This is a genomic window from Streptomyces sp. I05A-00742, from assembly GCF_013055795.1.
GTDB lineage: Bacteria > Actinomycetota > Actinomycetes > Streptomycetales > Streptomycetaceae > Streptomyces.
In genome coordinates this window covers 21,840-40,209 of the sequence record NZ_JABETO010000028.1, presented here as the reverse complement: position 1 = coordinate 40,209, position 18,370 = coordinate 21,840, and the positions used below count along the sequence as shown (strand labels likewise).

Genomic DNA, 18,370 nt, shown 5'->3' with positions numbered 1-18,370 from the left:
GACCGGCGGAACGGCGGCGCCGCTCAGGCCAGATGCACCTCAAGCGCCGCCCGCACCCCGGACTCCACCGCCCCCTCGATCCACGACGGCTTGACCGAGGTGTGGTCGCCGGCGAACCGCAGCGGCCCCTCGGGCGCGCGGATCGCGTCGAGGAGTTCCGTGTGCTGGCCCGGCAGCAGCACGGACGCCTCGCCGTACGCGTACGGGTCGCGCAGCCAGCTCTGGGTGCGGCCGGCGCCGGTGTAGAAGACCTCGACGCGCTGTCCGTAGATCTGTTGGAGGCCGCAGAGGGCGTGCGGGTAGCGGGCCTCGTCGTCGAGGGAGTCCCAGCGCGAGGCGTCGTCGGCCCAGCAGTACGAGGCGAGGACGACGCCGCCCTCGCTGCCGGGCACCGGATGGGAGGGGTTGATCATGAACCGGTTGGGGTTGTCGGAGATCGAGCCCCCGCCGACGATGTGCGCCGCCTCGGGCTGGTCACGCCCGGCCCAGTAGTTGGCGGCGTAATGGGCGCGCTGGGCGGGACTGATGTGGCCGTGCGGAACGGAGTCGTGCGCCCCGAGCAGGCTTCCGTCGGCGGGTGCCTTCCCGTCGCGGTACTTCTTGTACAGGCCGGGGCGCACCGATTCGAGCTCTCGCTCCCAGTCGTCCTCGGTGAACTCCCACCAGCGGCGGGAGAATTCGAGAAGAACCTTGGTCGCGCTGTCGTAGTGCAGCTCGGTGACCGCCCGCCGTTTGCCGTACGACATGAGCGGCCTGACCTGGACGTGCCGCAGCCCGGTGAACGGCACGGTGACGATCGCGAGGTCGCCGGTGAACTGTTCGCGGACGACCTTGCCGTCCCGCCCCTCGGACACCGTGTCGATCCACACGCGCGGCCCGTCCTCGCGGACGTGCGAGGCACCGTCGGCCCCGGGCCGGTCCGGGGACCAGTACTCGATGCGCGTCGCCCGCCGGTCGAGGCGCAGCACGTCGCGCACCTTGCCGAGCAGCGCGTCGGGCAGGGTCGCGGTGCCGCCGACGAGCTCCCAGAACTCGGTGTCCGGGCTGATCAGCGACTGGCTGATGAAGCTGTGGACGAAGGAAAGGGGCAGCCGGGACGTCAGGTTCTCCAGCGTCCCGACGAGGTCCATGGTGCGCTCGTCGAAGCCGGCCTCCTCGGTCAGGAACCGGTACATCGACCAGTCCCCGTACTTCTGGATCACCTTCGCCCAGCCCCGCACCCGTTCGGGCAGCGGCTTGTCGACCCGCTTGCCGCCCTCCCCGGCCGTGCTGAACTCGTCGCGCACCGGGTCCAGGGCGCGGCGCAGGATCGTCGACGAGGGCGTGTCCCAGAGCTCGCGCGGGACGCCGAACGAACGGTTGATCTTCCGGGGCGCCTTCGCGTACTCGGAGCGGCGCATCCGGACGCCGTTGACGTGCAGCCAGGCGTGGTTGACGGGTTTGCCCTGCCCGTCGACGTCCACGAGGTAGAAGCGCCTGCGCTTGACCCCGAGCCCGTCGATCAGGCTCATCACCAGCGGATGGCTCCCCGGGATGCGCATGGCCCCGGCCTCCGCGTACTGCCGCGGGTCCGCGAACGGCTGCGCCGCGTGCTCGTGCCCGCCTTTACGGAACGTCTTGATCCGCCCGCCCACCCGGTTGCCGTTGGCCTCCAGCAGCGTCACCTGGTGCCCCGCCCGCTTCAGCAGCCACGCGGCCACCATCCCGGCCGGCCCCGCGCCCACCACCAGCACCTTCCTGGCCGTTCTCTTGCCGGTACGCGGCAGTCCGTCGTCGAGGATCTTCCGGTACTCCGGCACCAGCGGCCGGTCCTGGTCGTCGAGCACCAGCAGGGCCCGGGCCACCTCCATGCAGGTGTCCCAGTCCGCGGTGGACTTCGGCCGGCACACGGGCGGCGCAGGCGCTGCGGGCGCGGCGGGTGCGGCGGCGGCCGGGACGGCGGCGTTCGGGCCGAGCGCGGCGACGCTCGCGACCGTCCCGGCGGCGGCCGCGAACTGCCGTCGGGACACGGGTGATTGACCGGCGGGTGCGGGGAGTTCATCCATGCGTCCTGCATAGGGCGCGACGGCGCGGGTGTGACAGACCGATCAACGGCGCTCACCTGAACGTGTGAGCGTGACGGCGCTCGACGCCCCTCTACGCGCCCCCCGGCTGCAACTACCAGTCGTGTGCCGGTGGTTTGGAGCACTGGCTGACTCGACCGCTCATAGCCCGCTACGTAATGGCCGCCCACCTGGGGGGTTTCCGGGTAACTACTGCCGAATCAGGCAACGTTCACCCTGTCGCTCGCCCCGTGTGAGGAGGCCCCCTACACTGCCGACACATGAATTCGATCTTCCAGGTTTCGCCTCATTCCCCGCTGGCGACGGCTGTTTCCGAGGACTGGGGTCTACTCCCTCTGCGCGTCCCAGCCGGCTGGGTCGTCCACTACAACCAACTGTGGGCCCGACGCCTGCCGGATGGAAGGGTCGAGACCAACGACTCCGAGGACCTGTATTGGGCGCGTACCGCACGACCGCCGTGGCTGACCGCACAGGAGGCAATAGATCGGGGCGGCTTGCAGGCTCGGGAGATCAACATCGACGTCGGCTGGTACGACGACCGCGGCTTCCGCATTTATGTCCTCGACCCTGGCTGGGACCATGAGCGAGCCTCCTACGCCACCACCGACCTCGACGCGCTCGTCACCACCCTTGAGGAATGGATGGGAGACATCGCCGAGCGCGGGGTACTCCCCAAGTCGTGAACCCATCAGCTGGATCGCTTGAGGCGTCGGATGACGGGGCGGCCGTCCCGGTCATGGCGGTCTGTCGCTCAGCGGGTCAGCATACGGAGCGTGACTACGGGGAGGGGACACGAATATGGACGAATTTCTGGTCGAGTTCTGCCGAAGCGGCACTTTCGGCCCTCTGACCCTGGGGATGTCACCACCGGACATGGTGCAACGGATCGGGGAGCCCGAAAGAATCAAGAACGCGCTGGGCGATGACTGCTTCCAGCGGTACCGCTACGCCGCGCTCGAACTCGGCATGAGGTGTTTCAGCAAGGACCCCAAGACCCGGCGCGGGGCGGGACCGGACCTTGCACTCGCCTCCATCCGCATCACCTTCAGCGGCGATGAACCAGTGACCCTGCCTGAGGCGATCACAGGGAGACCCATCGCATCCGCCGCATCGCTACAGCTGACGGAAGCGCATCGCCTTCTCACCGAGCGCGGCGTCGAGGTGACTCGCGACCACCGGCACGTGCTGAGGCGGCCCCTCGACTCAGCACTCGTCCTGGTGATCAGCGATGAGGACGGGTACGTATCGGAGATGACTCTCGACTGGTGGCCCAGGCCGGGCGGCTGGTACTACTCCGAAGAGGACGTGACGGGAGCCCGGCATTCCGGTCCCCCGGGTCCGTAGCCCCGGTGCGGACCCGGCCGGCCGGCCTGCGCCCGGCGGTCCGTACCGCCGGGCGCCCCGGAACTACCAGGTGTGAGCCACGTCCACGATCAGCTTGTCGCCCGACCGCTCCACGCGGAACGGCAGCTTGGCACGGGTGCCGATGGCGACCTGGGTCTGACCCTCGAAGCTGGCACCGTACTTGGTGTCCTTGAAGGTCTTGTAGCCGGTGATGTCGACGCCGGGGAGCGTCTGACCGGCCTTGCCCGGGTAGCTGGCCTTGCCGGTGGCCGGGTCATAGCTCGGGGCGGAGACGTAGACCTGGAGGATGGCACCGCCGTTGACGGGGATCGGGTCGCCGGAGCCGTCCTGGTGGAAGGCGTCGACGTAGCCGACGTGGTAGCCGAGGCCGGTGGAGGCGCTGTTGAGCTCGAAGACCATGCGGTCGTAACAGGTGTTGCTGCCGGTCCTGATGTTCTTCAGGGGCTTGTAGTCGTTACCCGTGGCCTTCTTGGTGGTGCTGCCCCAGCCGGTCTGGCACGCGTCCGTGGCGGTCGGGGTCGCCTGGGCGGTCGCGGCGCCGGCCGTACCGGCCGTACCGGTCAGGCCGACGCCCGCCAGTACGAGAACCGCGGCCGCAGTCGTCAACCGTCGCATGAAATGGCCTCCTTGAGAGTGAAAACACTGACAGGTGATAGGACCATCGAACGCCTGTTCTACGCCACTCGGAGGACGCGATCCGGCCACCACAGCCACCAACTCGGCTTGAAACAGCGGCTTTTAACGTCAGAACGGGCCCCCGACAAACGTCGGGGGCCCGTCATCTGCCTTGTGCGAACGGGTAGTTGAACGTCAGACCGTCAGCGCCCGGTCCGTCGGACGGATCGGAGCGGGCAGGGTGCTCGCCCCCGTCAGATAGTGGTCGACGGCGCGGGCGGCGGAGCGGCCCTCGGCGATGGCCCAGACGATGAGGGACTGACCGCGGCCCGCGTCGCCGGCGACGAAGACGCCGGGCACGTTGGTCGCGTAGGAACCGTCGCGGGCGATGTTGCCGCGGGCGTCCAGCTCCAGGCCGAGCTGCTCGACGAGGCCGTTCGCGCGATCGGTGCCCGTGAAGCCCATGGCCAGGGTGACGAGCTGGGCGGGGATGCGCCGCTCGGTGCCCGGCTTCTGCTCCAGCTTGCCGTCCTTGAACTCCACCTCCACCAGGTGCAGCCACTGCACGTTGCCGTCCTCGTCGCCCTCGAAGCGGGTCGTCGACACGGAGTAGACCCGCTCGCCGCCCTCCTCGTGGGCCGAGGTGACCTTGTACAGCATGGGGAACGTCGGCCAGGGCTGGCCGGACGGCCGCTCCTCCCCCGGGCGCGGCATGATCTCCAGCTGGGTGACGGAGAGAGCACCCTGCCGGTGCGCCGTGCCGACGCAGTCGGCGCCCGTGTCGCCGCCGCCGATGACGACGACGTGCTTGCCCTCGGCGGTGACGGTGGGCGCGACGTAGTCGCCCTCCTGCACCTTGTTGGCGACGGGCAGGTACTCCATGGCGAAGTGGACGCCCTTCAACTCCCGCCCGGGAACGGGGAGATCGCGGGACTCCGTGGCACCCGCCGCGACGACGACCGCGTCGTAGCGGCCGCGCAGCTTCGCGCCGTCGATGTCGCGGCCGATCTCCACCTCGGTGCGGAACTTCGTCCCCTCGGCCCGCATCTGCTCGATGCGCCGGTTGATGTGCCGCTTCTCCATCTTGAACTCGGGGATGCCGTACCGCAGCAGCCCGCCGATGCGGTCGGCGCGCTCGTACACGGCGACGGTGTGACCGGCCCGGGTGAGCTGCTGGGCGGCGGCGAGTCCGGCCGGGCCGGAACCGATGACGGCGACGGTCTTGCCGGAGAGGCGCTCGGGCGGCTGCGGGGTGACGTCCCCGGCCTCCCAGGCCTTGTCGATGATGGTGACCTCGACGTTCTTGATGGTGACGGGCTGCTGGTTGATGCCCAGCACGCACGCCGCCTCGCAGGGCGCCGGGCAGAGCCGCCCCGTGAACTCGGGGAAGTTGTTGGTCGCGTGCAGCCGCTCGCTGGCCGCCTGCCAGTCGCCGCGCCAGGCGTAGTCGTTCCACTCGGGGATGAGGTTCCCCAGCGGACAGCCGTTGTGGCAGAAGGGGATGCCGCAGTCCATGCAGCGGCCGGCCTGCTTGCTGATGACGGGGAGCAGCGAGCCGGGGACGTACACCTCGTTCCAGTCGCGGACGCGCTCCGCGACGGGACGGGTGCGGGCGACCTCGCGCCCGGTGGTCAGGAAGCCCTTCGGATCAGCCATGGGTCGCCGCCTCCATCATCTTCTCGTGGGTCTCGGTCTCGGAGAGACCGGCTCGCTCGGCGGCGTCCTTGGCGGCGAGCACTGCCTTGTACGTGGGCGGGACGACCTTGCGGAAGCGGGCCGCGGCGGTGTCCCAGTCGGCGAGGAGGCCGGCCGCGACGGTGGAGGCGGTCTCCTCGTGGTGGCGGCGCACCACGCCGTGCAGCCACCGCAGATCGGCGGCGTCGAGGGGTTCGACGGCTCCGGCCAGCTCCTTGTTGACGTTGCGCGGGTCGAGGTCGACGACGTAGGCGACGCCGCCGGACATACCGGCCGCGAAGTTCCGCCCGGTGCGGCCGAGGACGACGGCCCGGCCGCCGGTCATGTACTCGCAGCCGTGGTCGCCGACGCCCTCGGAGACGACGGTGGCGCCGGAGTTGCGGACGCAGAACCGTTCGCCGACGCTGCCGCGGAGGAACATCTCGCCGCCGGTGGCGCCGTAGGCGAGGGTGTTGCCGGCGATGGTGGAGTACTCGGCGAGGTGGTCGGCGGCCCGGTCCGGGCGGACGACGATCCGGCCGCCGGAGAGGCCCTTGCCGACGTAGTCGTTGGCGTCGCCCTCCAGCCGCAGGGTGATGCCGCGCGGCAGGAACGCGCCGAAGGACTGGCCGGCCGAGCCGGTGAAGGTGATGTCGATGGTGTCGTCCGGCAGTCCGGCGCCGCCGTACCGCTTGGTCACCTCGTGGCCGAGCATGGTGCCGACGGTCCGGTTGACGTTGCGGACCGGGACCTGGGCGCGGACCGGCTGGGCCTCCTCCGCGCCGACCGTGTCGAGCGCGTCGGCGGCCAGCTTGATCAGCTGGTTGTCGAGCGCCTTGGCCAGCCCGTGGTCCTGGGCGACGGCGCGGTGCCGGGCGGCACCCTCGGGCAGGTCCGGGACGTGGAACAGCGGCTCCAGGTCAAGACCTTGGGCCTTCCAGTGGCCCACGGCCCGCCCGGTGTCGAGGAGTTCGGCGTGCCCGACGGCCTCCTCCAGGGTGCGGAAGCCCAGTTCGGCGAGGAGCTCGCGGACCTCCTCGGCGATGAACTCGAAGAAGTTGACGACGAATTCGGCCTTGCCGGCGAACCGCTCGCGCAGCACCGGGTTCTGGGTGGCGATGCCGACCGGGCAGGTGTCCAGGTGGCAGACGCGCATCATGACGCAGCCGGAGACGACGAGCGGCGCGGTCGCGAAACCGAACTCCTCGGCGCCGAGCAGCGCGGCGATCACCACGTCCCGGCCGGTCTTGAGCTGGCCGTCGGCCTGGACGACGATGCGGTCGCGCAGGCCGTTGAGCAACAGCGTCTGCTGGGCCTCGGCGAGGCCGAGCTCCCAGGGGCCGCCCGCGTGCTTGAGGGAGGTCAGCGGGGAGGCGCCCGTACCGCCGTCGTGGCCGGAGATGAGGACGACGTCGGCGTGCGCCTTGGACACACCGGCCGCGACCGTGCCGACACCGACCTCCGACACCAGCTTCACATGGATGCGGGCGGCCGGGTTGGCGTTCTTGAGATCGTGGATGAGCTGGGCGAGGTCCTCGATGGAGTAGATGTCGTGGTGCGGCGGCGGGGAGATGAGCCCCACACCCGGCGTCGAGTGCCGCGTCCTGGCGACCCACGGGTAGACCTTGTGGCCGGGCAGCTGGCCGCCCTCGCCGGGCTTGGCGCCCTGCGCCATCTTGATCTGGATGTCGTCGGCGTTGACCAGGTACTCCGAGGTCACCCCGAACCGTCCGGAGGCCACCTGCTTGATGGCGGACCGGCGCGCCGGGTCGTACAGCCGCTCCGGGTCCTCGCCGCCCTCGCCGGTGTTGGACTTGCCGCCCAGCCGGTTCATGGCGACGGCCAGGGTCTCGTGGGCCTCCCGGGAGATGGACCCGTAGGACATGGCGCCGGTGGAGAACCGCTTGACGATCTCGGCGACGGGCTCGACCTCGTCCAGCGGGACGGGCTGCCGGCCGCTCCTGAACGAGAAGAGGCCGCGCAGCGTCATCAGCCGCTCCGACTGCTCGTTCACACGCCCGGTGTACTGCTTGAAGATGTCGTAGCGCCGGGCGCGGGTGGCGTGCTGGAGGCGGAAGACGGTGTCGGGGTCGAACAGGTGCGGCTCGCCCTCGCGCCGCCACTGGTACTCGCCGCCGATGTCCAGCCGGCGGTGGGTCGCGGGGATGCCGGTGGCGGGGTACGCCTTGGCGTGCCGGGCGGCGACCTCCCGGGCGACGACGTCCAGGCCGACGCCGCCGATCTTCGTGGCGGTGCCGTGGAAGTAGGCGTCGACGAAGGCCTCGTCCAGGCCGACGGCCTCGAAGACCTGGGCGCCCCGGTAGGAGGCGACGGTGGAGATGCCCATCTTGGACATCACCTTGAGGACGCCCTTGCCGAGCGCCTTGATGAGGTTGCGGATGGCGTCCTCGGGCGCGGTGTCCGGCAGGAAGGTGCCCGCCCGGACGAGGTCCTCGACGGACTCCATGGCGAGGTACGGGTTGACGGCCGCCGCGCCGTAACCGATGAGCAGCGCGACGTGGTGCACCTCGCGGACGTCCCCGGCCTCGACCAGCAGCCCGACCTGTGTGCGCTGCTTGGTGCGGATGAGGTGGTGGTGGATCGCCGAGGTGAGCAACAGCGAGGGGATCGGGGCGTGTTCGGCGTCGGAGTGCCGGTCGGAGAGGACGATCAGCCGGGCGCCGCCCGCGATGGCCGCGTCGGCCTCCGCGCACATCGCGTCCAGCCGGGCGGCCAGCGCCTCGCCGCCGCCGGAGACCCGGTAGAGGCCGGAGAGCGTGGCGGCCTTGAGGCCGGGCAGGTCGCCGTCGGCGTTGATGTGGATGAGCTTGGCCAGCTCGTCGTTGTCGATGACCGGGAACGGCAGGGTCACGCTGCGACAGGACGCGGCCGTCGGCTCCAGGAGGTTGCCCTGCGGGCCGAGGGACGAGATCAGCGAGGTGACCAGCTCCTCCCGGATGGCGTCCAGCGGGGGGTTGGTGACCTGCGCGAAGAGCTGGGTGAAGTAGTCGAAGAGCAGCCGGGGACGCTCGGAGAGCGCGGCGATCGGCGAGTCCGTGCCCATCGAACCGATGGGCTCCGCGCCGGACGTGGCCATCGGCGCGAGGATGACGCGCAGCTCCTCCTCGGTGTAGCCGAAGGTCTGCTGGCGGCGGCTGACCGAGGCGTGGGTGTGCACGATGTGCTCGCGCTCGGGGAGGTCCTTGAGCTCGATGAGCCCGGCCTCCAGCCACTCCTTGTACGGGCGCTCGGCGGCGAGACCGGCCTTGATCTCGTCGTCCTCGATGATCCGGTGCCCGGCGGTGTCGACCAGGAACATCCGGCCCGGCTGGAGCCGGCCCTTGCGGACGACCTTGGCGGGGTCGATGTCCAGGACGCCGACCTCGGAGGAGAGGACGACCAGCCCGTCGTCGGTGACCCAGTACCGGCCGGGGCGCAGCCCATTGCGGTCGAGAACGGCGCCGACGAGGGTGCCGTCGGTGAAGGTGACACAGGCCGGGCCGTCCCAGGGCTCCATCAGCGTGGAGTGGTACTGGTAGAAGGCGCGCCGGTCGGGGTCCATCGAGGCGTGGTGCTCCCATGCCTCGGGGATCATCATCAGGACGCTGTGCGGCAGCGAACGGCCGCCCAGGTGCAGCAGTTCCAGCACCTCGTCGAAGGAGGCGGAGTCCGAGGCGTCCGGGGTGCAGACGGGGAACATCCGCTCCAGGTTCTCCCCGGGGCCGAACAGGCCGGAGGCCAGCTGGGATTCGCGGGCGCGCATCCAATTGCGGTTGCCGTTGACGGTGTTGATCTCACCGTTGTGCGCGACGAAGCGGTAGGGGTGCGCGAGCGGCCAGCTGGGGAAGGTGTTGGTCGAGAAGCGGGAGTGGACCAGGGCGATGGCGGTGGCGAACCGGCGGTCGGACAGGTCCGGGAAGAAGGGCTCCAGCTGGCCGGTGGTCAGCATGCCCTTGTAGACGATCGTCCGGGCGGACAGCGACGGGAAGTAGACGCCCGCCTCGCGCTCGGCCCGCTTGCGGAGCACGAACGCCTTGCGGTCCAGGGCGATGCCGGTGCTCCCGCCCTCATCCGCCACGAACAACTGCCGGAACTCCGGCATCGTGGCCCTGGCCGAGCTGCCCAGCAGCTCGGGGGCGACCGGGACGCCGCGCCAGCCGAGGACGGTCAGCCCCTCCTCGACGGCGATCGTCTCGATCCGCGAGACGGAGGCCTCGGCGTCGGCACCGGCGCCCGTCGGCAGGAACGCGATGCCGGCCGCGTACGCGCCCTGCTCCGGCAGGGCGAAGTCCACGATCGCGCGGAAGAACGTGTCCGGGATCTGGACGAGAATGCCGGCACCGTCCCCCGAGTCCGGCTCGGAGCCGGTGGCGCCGCGGTGCTCCAGGTTGCGCAGGACGGTGAGCGCCTGTTCCACCAGGGCGTGGCTCGCCTCGCCGGTCAGTGTCGCGACAAAGCCGACGCCGCAGGCATCGTGCTCATGGCGAGGGTCGTACATCCCCTGCTGAGCGGGGTGGGATGCAGAACGCATCGGCGCTCCCGTCGTCTTGGCATTCATGGCGGTGCATGGTGCCGAGGGACGACGTTGGCCCTCCGCGAAATTTCGTGCAGGTTACATGATGGCTCGCTTCTCGCAAAGCGGAAGCTGGATTCCACAATGTGGACAACAGGGGCGGGATCCGCCTCGCCGCGCACAGCGTGGGCCGCACTGCCCACGGGCGCTTGTGAATGTGTGCCCTGTCGTCGGAGGGTTGAAACCGCGCCGGAATCTGCTCGTTATGCGGCTGCCCGCATAAAGCATCACCCGACGGCCGTACCGAAGGCAATACCCAGGAGATAGGTCACACCCGCCGCCGCACCGCCCAGCAGCAGCTGCCGCAGCCCGCTGAACCACCAGCTCCGCGCCGTCACCCGGGCGACCACCGCGCCGCACGCGAACAGCCCCAGCAGCGCCAGCAGCACCGCCGGCCACAGCTGCGTCGCCCCCAGCAGGAACGGCAGGACGGGCAGCAGCGCGCCCAGCGCGAACGAACCGAACGACGCGACGGCCGCGGTCATCGGCGACGGCAGGTCCGACGGGTCGATCCCCAGCTCCTCCCGCGCATGGATCTCCAGCGCCTGCTCCGGATCCCTGGACAGCTGCCGCGCCACCTCCCGCGCCAGCCCCGGCTCGACCCCCCGCGACTCGTACAGCGCGGCCAGCTCCTCCAGCTCGTCCGTGGGGTGCTTGCGCAGCTCCCTGCGCTCCACGTCGAGCTCCGCCAGCACGAGTTCGCGCTGCGACGCCACGGACGTGTACTCGCCGACCGCCATCGAGAACGCGCCGGCCGCGAGTCCGGCGAGCCCGGTGATCACCATCGTCTTCGCCGATACCGCGCCGCCCGCCACGCCCGTCATCAGCGCGAGGTTGGAGACCAGGCCGTCCATCGCCCCGAAGACGGCGGGGCGCAGCCAGCCGCCGTTCACGTCGCGGTGCGTGTGGTTGTCGCGGTGGGCTATGTGTGTGGCCGCGACGGTGTCGAGGACAGCCATGGTGGTGTGGTGCTCCTTCGCCCTGGGGCGGGCCTGTGTGCCCTGATCCCGATGAGTTCGAAGGTACGCACGATTCGGGGTGCGCGCTAGCAAGGAAGGCCGAACTTACCTCGCTGACCTGGGGGTTTGCGCCCCGGCCCCGCCCTTTCACCGTTTCTTGCGGGGGCAAGCCCCCGCACCCCCTGAGCGCGCCTGCGGCACGCGTCCTCAATCGCCGGACGGGCTGACTACAGCCCGTTGGGGGTGCCCCCTCTGGGGGAGATTGAGGACAACCGCGCGCAGCGCGGTTTCAGGGGGTCCGGGGACCTCCCCGGGAAACGGCGAAAGGGCGGGACAGGGGCAACCCCCATCCCGCCCCGCCACCGACAAGCTCAGAGTTTCTTGGCCGACTTCGGCCGAGGAGCGTCCTCGACCTCCCCTTCGGACTCGGCCGCGCCCGGCTCCACCACGGCCTCCCGCCCAGGAACCCGCCTGGCGGAGATCACGATGTACGCCACCGCCGCCAGGAACACCAGAATCGACGTCCACCCATTGAGCCGCAGCCCCAGCACATGATGCGCGTCATCCACCCGCAGGTACTCGGTCCAGAAACGCCCGACCGTATACGCCGCGACATACAGCGCGAACGCCCGCCCATGCCCCAGCTTGAACCGGCGATCCGCCCAGATCACCAGGGCGGCGACCCCGAGGCACCACAGCGACTCGTAGAGGAAGGTGGGATGGTACGTCCCGGCGACCCGCCCGATCGCCGGATCGGCGTCGATCTTGAGGGCCCAGGGGACATCGGTCGCCTTCCCGTAGAGCTCCTGGTTGAACCAGTTGCCCCAGCGCCCGATCGCCTGGGCGACGGCGATACCGGGGGCGACGGCGTCCGCCCAGGCGGGCAGGGGGATGCCGCGGCGGCGGCAGCCGATCCAGGCGCCGACGGCGCCGAGGGCGACGGCGCCCCAGATGCCGAGGCCGCCCTCCCAGATCTTGAAGGAGTCGACCCAGTTCCGGCCCTCGCCGAAGTACAGCTCGTAATCGGTGATCACGTGGTAGAGCCGGCCGCCGACGAGGCCGAAGGGCACGGCCCAGACGGCGATGTCGGCGACGGTCCCGGCCCGGCCGCCGCGCGCGGTCCAGCGCCGGTTGCCGATCCAGACGGCGGCGAAGACGCCGAGGATGATGCAGAAGGCGTAGCCGCGCAGCGGGACCGGCCCCAGGTGGATCACGCCGGTCGACGGGCTGGGAATGTATGCGAGATTCATGGCACCACCGACGCTACCCTGCCCGGGCGCGCCACCGGCAACCCACCCGGGACAACAGCTGCGTAACGGGCCCCGTGTCCCGCACGCGCCGCAGGGCGACCTGAGGACCTCAGGGCCTCAGTGCTTCTTCTTCGCCGCCGCCACGGTCATCTCGCGCAGCTTCGCCGCGGTCAGCGGATGGGCGGGGTCGCCGTAGATGCTCTTGCCGTCGAGCAGGACGGTCGGCGTGGCCTTGTAGGCGCCCTTGCGGAACGCCTCGTGGGCCTTCTTCACCCAGCTCTTGTGCATGCCGTCGTCGACGCACTTCTGGAAGCCGGGGGTGTTCAGCCCGGGGACCTGGTCGGCCAGCTCGTACAGCCGGGAGCTGTCGGCGAAGTCGTCCTTCGTCTCCGGCGGCTGGTTCTTGTAGAGGACGTCGTGGTAGGCGGCGAACTTCCCGACGTCCTGCGCGCACGCGGCGGCGTTGGCCGCGTGGAGCGAGCCCTCGCCGCCCAGGTTCCGGTCGATGAGGGTGACGATGTGGTACTCGGTCTTGAGCTTGCCCTCCTGCTCCAGGTCGCGGACCGTGTCCCGGTACGCGTTCTCGAACAGGGCGCAGGCCGGGCAGCGGAAGTCCTCGTAGACGGTGAGGGTGGCCTTGGCGGCCTTCTTGCCCACGGGGATGGTGGAGCCGTCCTTGCCGAGGGCCCCCTGCGGCGGCAGCGGCGGCCCCGACGCCTCCTCCTTCTTCTCCCCGCCCGAGCTCGCGACCACGGCCGCGACGCCGGCGCCGGCGCCCAGCACCCCCACCACCGCCAGCCCCGCGATCATGGCCCGCCTGCGTTTGTCGCGGGCGGCGTCCCGCTCGCGCTGTTCCTGCAGCCGCTCGCGGGCGCTGCGCTTTCCCTCGCTGTTCTTCTGGTTCACGTCCCCGTACAACGAACCGGGGGTGCGCCCCAGCGCACCCCCGGTCACAGGTTCCTTCGAACGGGTTACTCTCCGTACCCCGGCACGTATACCCCGGCACGTATACCCCGGGACGTGCACCCCGGCCCGTACCCCGGCGCGGGCTCAGCCGCGCTTGCGGACCCCCTCGGCGAGCTCTCCGGCGAGCGCCCGCACGGCGGTCAGACCCGCCTCGGTGTCGGGGGCGTCCAGCAGCCGCTTGACGAACGCCGAGCCGACGATGACGCCGTCGGCGAACCCGGCGACCTCGGCGGCCTGCGCCGCGTCGGAGACGCCCAGGCCGACGCAGACCGGCAGGTCGGTCACCGCGCGGGTGCGGCCCACCAGTTCCTCGGCCTCCCGGCCGACGGACGCCCGGGTGCCGGTGACGCCCATGAGCGAGGCCGCGTAGACGAAGCCGCTGCCGGCCGCCGTGATCCTGGCCAGCCGCTCGTCCCGGCTGCTCGGGGCGACGACGAAGACCGTCGCCAGGCCGTGCTGCTCGGCGGCCTTGCGCCAGGTGTCGGACTCCTCGACCGGCAGGTCGGGCAGGATGCAGCCCGCTCCCCCGGCCGCGGCGAGATCGGCGGCGAACCGCTCGGTGCCGTAGCGGTCGACCGGGTTCCAGTAGGTCATGCAGAGGATGGGCGCGCCGGTCGCCCGGTGCACCTCGCCGACCGTACGGATCACATCGGCGATCCGCAGACCGCCGCGGAGCGCGATGTCGTCGGCGGTCTGGATGACGGGGCCGTCCAGGACCGGGTCGCTGTGCGGGAGGCCGACCTCGACGATGTCGCAGCCGCCCTCGATCATCGCGGTCATGGCACGGACGCCGTCGTCCACGGTGGGGAAGCCGGCCGGCAGGTAGCCCACGAGCGCGGCACGGTTCTCCGCCTTCGCCGTCGCCAGGACGTCGTTCAACAGCCCGATGTTTCCAGTCACTTGGCCGCCCCCTCGTCGTAGAGCCCGAAGTAGCGGGCCGCCGTGTCCATGTCCTTGTCGCCCCGCCCCGAGAGGTTGACCAGCAGCAGGCCGTCCGGCCCCAGCTCCCGCCCGACCTCCAGCGCCCCCGCGAGCGCGTGCGCGCTCTCGATGGCCGGGATGATGCCCTCGGTGCGCGAGAGCAGGCGCAGCGCCTGCATGGCCTCGTCGTCGGTGACGGCCCGGTACTCGGCCCGCCCGGTGTCCTTCAGGTAGGAGTGCTCCGGTCCGATGCCGGGGTAGTCCAGGCCCGCCGAGATGGAGTACGGCTCGGTGATCTGGCCGTCCTCGTCCTGGAGGACGTACGAGCGCGAGCCGTGCAGGATGCCGGGGGTTCCGGCGGTGAGGGTGGCGGCGTGCTCGCCCGTCGGCACGCCGTGGCCGCCGGGCTCGCAGCCGATGAGGCGGACGCCGGTGTCGGGGAGGAAGGCGTGGAAGAGGCCGATGGCGTTGGAGCCGCCGCCGACGCAGGCCAGTGCGGCGTCGGGGAGCCGGCCGGCGCGCCGGAGGATCTGGCGGCGGGCCTCGACGCCGATGACCCGGTGGAAGTCGCGGACCAGGGCCGGGAAGGGGTGCGGTCCGGCGACCGTGCCGAAGAGGTAGTGGGTGCGGTCGACGTTGGCGACCCAGTCGCGGAACGCCTCGTTGATGGCGTCCTTGAGGGTGCGGCTGCCGGACTTCACGGCGATGACCTCGGCGCCGAGCATCCGCATCCGGGCGACGTTGAGGGCCTGCCGCTCGGTGTCGACCTCGCCCATGTAGATGGTGCACTCCAGACCGAAGAGCGCGCAGGCGGTGGCGGTGGCGACGCCGTGCTGGCCGGCGCCGGTCTCGGCGATGACGCGGGTCTTGCCCATCCGCTTGGTGAGCAGCGCCTGGCCCAGCACGTTGTTGATCTTGTGCGAGCCGGTGTGGTTGAGGTCCTCGCGCTTGAGGAACACCCGGGCGCCGCCCGCGTGTTCGGCGAACCGCGGCACCTCGGTGAGGGCGCTGGGGCGCCCGGTGTAGTTGACCATCAGCTCGTCGAGCTCGGCGGCGAAGGCCGGGTCGGCCTTGGCCTTCTCGTACTCGACGGCGACCTCGTCGACGGCGGCGACGAGCGCCTCGGGGATGAACTTGCCTCCGAAGGCGCCGAAGTAGCCGGTGGCGCTGGGAACTTGGCCTTCGGGATCGGGAACGAAGAACTCAGAGGACACGGAGGTACTCCTGGGTACGGGAAACGGGCGACGGGCGGCCGCGCGGGATCCCGCCCGCGCCGCACCCGCCGGTGGAGTCGGCTACAGCGAAGCTGCCCGACGCCATCGGCGCCCGTTGACCTGCCCCGGTTCGCACCCGATGTGGTACCGGACGCGGCGTCCGCGTACGCGCCGCGCGGGCGCGCGGCAGCCCCGGGGGCGGCACCCCCGGGCCAGTCGCGCGTACGCGGTCATACGGGTCTCAGCTCCTGCCGTGCCGCAGGGCCGGGTGGGCTCCGGCGGCGACCAGGTCGGCGACGGCGCCCTTGGGGTCGCGGCCGGTGACCAGGGACTCGCCGACGAGGACCGCGTCGGCCCCGTCGTTGGCGTAGGCGATGAGGTCGTGCGGCCCGCGCACCCCGGACTCGGCGATCTTGACGATGCCGTCGGGGATCTCGGGGGCGACCCGGGCGAAGGTGCCCCGGTCCACCTCCAGCGTCCTGAGGTCGCGCGCGTTGACGCCGATGACGCGGGCGCCGGCGGCCACCGCCCGCTCGACCTCCTCCTCGTCGTGCACCTCCACCAGCGGGGTGAGCCCGATGGACTCGGCCCGCTCGATGAGGGAGACCAGGGCCTCCTGCTCCAGGGCGGCGACGATCAGCAGGGCGAGGTCGGCCCCGTAGGCCCGGGCCTCCCACAGCTGGTAGGCGGTGACGATGAAGTCCTTGCGCAGGACGGGGATGTCGACCTTGGCGCGGACGGCCTCCAGGTCGGCGAGCGACCCCCCGAAGCGGCGCTGCTCGGTCAGCACGCTGATGACCGAGGCGCCACCGGCCTCGTAGTCCGCGGCGAGCCCCGCGGGGTCGGCGATCGCGGCCAGCGCGCCCTTGGAGGGGCTGGAGCGCTTGACCTCGCAGATCACGGCGACGTTCTCGCCGCGGAGCGCGGCGGCGCCGTCCCTGGCCTGCGGTGCCTTCGCGGCCCGCTCCTTGAGCTCGTCGAGGCCGACGCGCGCCTGCCGTTCCGCGAGGTCGGCACGGACTCCGTCGATGATCTCGTCGAGCACACTCACGCGAGCGGCCCCCTTCCGGGCTCGGATGATCTGGGCCGATGCGGTTCGTACTCACCTCACCAGCACACTGTGATGGTACTTGCCGTCGGACGCAGGTCGCGCATCCGGTTGACGGCGGCGTCGGGGCGGACCGCCTCCTCAGGGGGCGAGCACCGCCCCGCAGGGCAGGTTCCGCACCACGGTGAAGGCCAGGACCAGGGCGCCCGCCGCCCACCGGTGGGAGGGCCGCGGGGCCACGGGCATACCGCCGTCGCGGCGCACCGCGCGGACGCACCAGACGGCCCAGAGCACGGCGAAGACGGCGTAGCCCAGGACGGCCAGGGCATTGGCGCGCAGGGCGGCCGGGAGGTCGCCGTGGACGAGGGCGTGCAGGCCCCGTAGGCCCCCGCAGGCGGGGCAGAGGAGGCCGGTGCAGCGCAGCAGCGGGCAGGCGTAGGGGCCGGGCCCGGAGAGGTCCGCCGCCCCGACGCCGGCCGCCGCGGCGGCCAGTCCGGCGGCGACGCCCAGCGGTACGCCCAGCCGGCGGACGGACGGATCGGTGGCCCGGCCGGGGCCGGGCGCGGACTCGCTCACCCCGCCAGTCTCCGCCGGGACACACGAAGGCGCAGCTCAGGGCGGCTCGTACAGGTGAGTACGGGCGGACGCCCCGGGCCGCGCCGGGTGCGGGAAGCGGACGACCGGATGGTCAGCCGTTCTGCGGCTGTGCCTTCGGCCGCGAGCCCGTCTTGGGGGCCTGGCCGAGGCCCATGAGACGCATGATGCCGCCGACGACCGCGCCGAGGAGGGTCAGGGCGACCCCGGCCCAGAAGCCGACCGGATTGGCCATCACGATGAACGCACTCGCGACGCAGAAGCCGATGAAGGAAATGATGACACCGGTCCAGGCGGCCGGGGTGTGTCCGTGTCCGTGACCCGACATGAGTTTGACTCCTCGTTGCTGGGGGTCTCTGAATCGCGCCTGCGGGCGCATAACCCTCGCGGTCATTGTCCCTGACGGCCCGTGACCGGCTCGACGTGGGGTGGCCCTCCGCGCCGCTAGCGGGACGCGGCGTCGCCGGTGGGGTCCTCCCCGCGGTCGAGGGCCTTCCAGATCTCCTCGGGCCGCTCCGGGTCGGGCGCCCTGCGCGGGCGGCGGGGGCGCGGGGTGCCGTCGCGCTCGTAGCGGCCGGACATCGCGGGCCAGTCGCGCCCGTAGCGCAGCGCGAGCAGCCCGGCGAGCAGCAGCAGGACGCCGCCGGCCAGGGCCACCCAGGGCCAGGGGGTGTGGGTGACGTGCTCGACCGTGGCACTGGAGAGGCCGGTGGTCCTGGCGGCCTTGTCCTCCAGGGCTCCCGTGTCGGAGCTGCCGGTGATGCTGCCCACGACGACGCCCGCGCCGCACAGCGCGAGCAGGGCGGCGACCAGCAGCCGCCCGGCCCGGCGCACGGCGAAGACGGCGACGAGCGCCGCCAGGCCGACGATGGCCAGGGCGCCGGGCAGGCCGGTGATGTCCTGGCCTCTGGCCTGCTCCAGGGCGGCGTCCTGCGCGCCCGCCGCGGTGCCCTCGACCCAGGTGCGCCCGCCCGCGAGCAGCACGAGCGCGGCACCGGCGGCCGTGAGGAACAGGGCGGCGGCGACGCTGCGCCGGGCGCTGCGGCCGGGGGCCGGCGCGGACTCGGTGCGGGGGCGGGGGTGGGGTACGGCTGCGCTCACGCTTCCACTATCCCCTGCGCCCCCGCG

At 71.6% G+C, this 18,370-nt stretch carries 16 protein-coding genes; 2 read left to right on the top strand and 14 right to left on the bottom strand.

Annotated features, from left to right (window positions below; all coding sequences use genetic code 11):
• Window positions 1-23: 23 nt before the first annotated feature.
• Complete coding sequence (locus HN013_RS23310) at window positions 24-2,045, bottom strand: FAD-dependent oxidoreductase (protein ID WP_171169363.1); 2,022 nt, start codon at window positions 2,043-2,045, stop codon at window positions 24-26.
• A gap of 278 nt (window positions 2,046-2,323) precedes the next feature.
• On the opposite strand from HN013_RS23310, the gene HN013_RS23305 reads away from it, so the two are divergent.
• Both HN013_RS23305 and HN013_RS23300 read left to right on the top strand, forming a co-directional pair.
• Complete coding sequence (locus tag HN013_RS23305; RefSeq protein WP_171169354.1) at window positions 2,324-2,746, top strand: hypothetical protein; 423 nt, start codon at window positions 2,324-2,326, stop codon at window positions 2,744-2,746.
• A gap of 115 nt (window positions 2,747-2,861) precedes the next feature.
• Complete coding sequence (locus HN013_RS23300) at window positions 2,862-3,407, top strand: hypothetical protein (protein WP_171169352.1); 546 nt, start codon at window positions 2,862-2,864, stop codon at window positions 3,405-3,407.
• A gap of 63 nt (window positions 3,408-3,470) precedes the next feature.
• Here the strand turns inward: HN013_RS23300 and HN013_RS23295 are convergent, their stop codons facing one another.
• The 13 genes from HN013_RS23295 to HN013_RS23240 form a co-directional block, all read right to left on the bottom strand.
• Complete coding sequence (locus HN013_RS23295; protein ID WP_171169351.1) at window positions 3,471-4,043, bottom strand: hypothetical protein; 573 nt, start codon at window positions 4,041-4,043, stop codon at window positions 3,471-3,473.
• A 195-nt stretch (window positions 4,044-4,238) separates the two neighbouring features.
• The gene (locus HN013_RS23290; protein ID WP_171169349.1) at window positions 4,239-5,699 is read right to left on the bottom strand and encodes a glutamate synthase subunit beta; all 1,461 of its coding nucleotides are present in this window, start codon (window positions 5,697-5,699) and stop codon (window positions 4,239-4,241) included.
• Window positions 5,692-10,215 (bottom strand): glutamate synthase large subunit, encoded by a 4,524-nt coding sequence (gltB, locus tag HN013_RS23285; RefSeq protein ID WP_171169434.1) that lies wholly within the window; start codon window positions 10,213-10,215, stop codon window positions 5,692-5,694. Before gltB ends, HN013_RS23290 begins: the two co-directional genes overlap by 8 nt.
• 302 nt (window positions 10,216-10,517) lie before the next feature.
• Window positions 10,518-11,249 (bottom strand): VIT1/CCC1 transporter family protein, encoded by a 732-nt coding sequence (locus tag HN013_RS23280; RefSeq protein ID WP_171169347.1) that lies wholly within the window; start codon window positions 11,247-11,249, stop codon window positions 10,518-10,520.
• A 371-nt stretch (window positions 11,250-11,620) separates the two neighbouring features.
• Window positions 11,621-12,499 (bottom strand): prolipoprotein diacylglyceryl transferase, encoded by an 879-nt coding sequence (gene lgt / locus HN013_RS23275; protein WP_171169345.1) that lies wholly within the window; start codon window positions 12,497-12,499, stop codon window positions 11,621-11,623.
• Between the two features lie 117 nt (window positions 12,500-12,616).
• Complete coding sequence (locus HN013_RS23270) at window positions 12,617-13,405, bottom strand: thioredoxin domain-containing protein (RefSeq protein WP_171169432.1); 789 nt, start codon at window positions 13,403-13,405, stop codon at window positions 12,617-12,619.
• A gap of 144 nt (window positions 13,406-13,549) precedes the next feature.
• A complete protein-coding gene (gene trpA / locus HN013_RS23265) occupies window positions 13,550-14,365 on the bottom strand; it encodes a tryptophan synthase subunit alpha (protein WP_171169342.1) in 816 nt (271 codons plus the stop codon).
• On the bottom strand, window positions 14,362-15,600 hold the full coding sequence (trpB, locus tag HN013_RS23260) for a tryptophan synthase subunit beta (protein ID WP_171169340.1): 1,239 nt from the start codon (window positions 15,598-15,600) through the stop codon (window positions 14,362-14,364). The genes trpA and trpB overlap by 4 nt, the downstream gene beginning before the upstream one ends.
• An 81-nt stretch (window positions 15,601-15,681) precedes the next feature.
• Window positions 15,682-15,834, bottom strand: coding sequence for a tryptophan biosynthesis modulator TrpM (trpM, locus tag HN013_RS34220; protein ID WP_398980566.1), 153 nt, complete (start codon window positions 15,832-15,834; stop codon window positions 15,682-15,684).
• A 7-nt stretch (window positions 15,835-15,841) separates the two neighbouring features.
• A complete protein-coding gene (gene trpC / locus HN013_RS23255) occupies window positions 15,842-16,651 on the bottom strand; it encodes an indole-3-glycerol phosphate synthase TrpC (protein WP_171169338.1) in 810 nt (269 codons plus the stop codon).
• A 138-nt stretch (window positions 16,652-16,789) separates the two neighbouring features.
• Window positions 16,790-17,224, bottom strand: a complete 435-nt coding sequence (locus HN013_RS23250) for a DUF2752 domain-containing protein (RefSeq protein ID WP_171169337.1) — start codon at window positions 17,222-17,224, stop codon at window positions 16,790-16,792.
• A 112-nt stretch (window positions 17,225-17,336) separates the two neighbouring features.
• The gene (locus HN013_RS23245; protein ID WP_171169336.1) at window positions 17,337-17,570 is read right to left on the bottom strand and encodes an HGxxPAAW family protein; all 234 of its coding nucleotides are present in this window, start codon (window positions 17,568-17,570) and stop codon (window positions 17,337-17,339) included.
• Between the two features lie 116 nt (window positions 17,571-17,686).
• Window positions 17,687-18,343: a TIGR02234 family membrane protein gene (locus tag HN013_RS23240; protein WP_171169335.1), complete on the bottom strand. Its 657-nt coding sequence runs from the start codon at window positions 18,341-18,343 to the stop codon at window positions 17,687-17,689.
• Between the last annotated feature and the right edge of the window lie 27 nt (window positions 18,344-18,370).